Source organism: Giesbergeria giesbergeri, from assembly GCF_054779375.1.
Genome location: NZ_BAAGYJ010000020.1, coordinates 1 through 1541, shown reverse-complemented (window position 1 = coordinate 1541; position 1541 = coordinate 1). Strand labels below are relative to the sequence as shown.

The window sequence follows — 1541 nt, the reverse complement described above, 5'->3', positions numbered from 1 at the left end:
CTAACGAACCAAGGTAAGCGGCGGCTGGAAGCTGTCCGCTTGAGCGCCGAGTTAGAACCCAAGCCCACACACCAGCCACCCAAAGCCAGCAGCATAGTCGGAAAAACGAACCTGTGCCAGTGCCGCCACGAAACCAAGAACACTAGGCTAGAAAACTAACGGCAAAGCCTACTTCGGAAAAACTGGTGAAAATAAAACTGGATTTTTAATGGGCATGGAATCAGCACCACCGTGGGCGAATGCTAACGAACCAAGGTAAGCGGCGGCTGGAAGCCGTCCGCTTGAGCGATTTGTTAGGCGTTCTTAATTTGATCTGCAATTTGATATCCGTAATGTGTCACTCTAAATATCTCTCCTTTATGACCTACTTCTTCTGCTAAATTTTCTTCTATTAATTGATTTAGGGCAGCTTCCCAACGAGCTTTTTCTCTCGGAGATCTATCAGTTAAAAAATGCCGTCCATTAGCCTGTAGTGTTAAACCTCCTATAAAAGCTAACTTCATAATATTACCTGATACATCATTAGAAGCCTCCAGAAGCAAATCTTTTGCGTCAGGAGATAGTGTAATGATTTTTGGCATTCCGACACCAAAATCTGTAGGTGTGATTTTTCCACCTTCGATTTTTTCAGAACCGACAAATGGCTCGCCGCTCTGAGCTCTTCTAACAAGAGCATCGCTCAATATGCTTTTAAATACTTCAAATGAATCGTAACTAGAAACTAGGCCTTTTTCGTAACACTCCTGCTTAAACTCTACAAGTTTATTGTATTGTTCTTGATCAACTGAGCCCATTTGAACAGGTTGATCAGAGAAGCAAATCATTGCAGGTTTTCCGGCGTTGATATGCTCTCTTATCTCTTCTAAAGTTCCGCTTTCGTGCTTACCAGTGGATGTGCCAATACGAGTCCAAAAAATTCCTACTAAGAAATCCGCATCTTTCAATATTTGCTTATTTATTATGCCTTGTGCTCTATCTCCCATTGAAGGATAAGAGTGAGTTTCCCAGCCAATTGCTTGAAGAATTATTCCCGTATTTTCAGAATAAAGGTCGTTCCATTTTTGTATGACTTCCCGAGCAATCTGTCTTTCTTTTGGGACATCACTAGGGGAAGCCAAAAATATTTTGAACACATTTGCAGGATACATGATTTATTCCTTTTAACGCCTAACGCCACAAATTAACCGGCGCGCGATGCGCGTCCGGGTTGAATGAAAGGTTAGGAGGTTGGTGGTAATGAAAACGGAGTCAATGGCTTTGGTGGTTTCTTCAACAATTGCTGAAATTCAGCGATTGGAGCGAGAGTATTTTGAATTATCTGATCAGAAAGTTGAGTCTCGCCATAAACACCTTCAAGGCGAATCTTTGCCTCTTCCAAAGCCTTTAAGAGATCAGCGCGATTTGGATGTGTGAGCGCAATTACGCGCACAACGCTAGTGAGGCCCGTCAGTCTAGTGCCGAGATTTTCGATTAGTTGCAAGGCTTCTTTCAGTTCATGTTTTAATTGATGATTTTCATCTGAATTCATAGATATTCCTAAC

At 42.3% G+C, this 1541-nt stretch carries 2 protein-coding genes; both read right to left on the bottom strand.

Going from position 1 to position 1541, the window contains the following annotated elements; genetic code table 11:
• Positions 1-293: 293 nt before the first annotated feature.
• A complete protein-coding gene (locus tag ACYVB2_RS15425) occupies positions 294-1148 on the bottom strand; it encodes a hypothetical protein (RefSeq protein WP_382434964.1) in 855 nt (284 codons plus the stop codon).
• A gap of 71 nt (positions 1149-1219) precedes the next feature.
• Positions 1220-1541 (bottom strand): hypothetical protein (locus ACYVB2_RS15420; RefSeq protein WP_382434966.1); only part of this gene is annotated, 322 nt, incomplete at its 5' end.

Excerpts from the sequence above, each read along its gene's own strand:
- ACYVB2_RS15425 (WP_382434964.1), bottom strand. The coding sequence starts at position 1,148 with ATGTATCCTGCAAATGTGTTCAAAATATTTTTGGCTTCCCCTAGTGAT.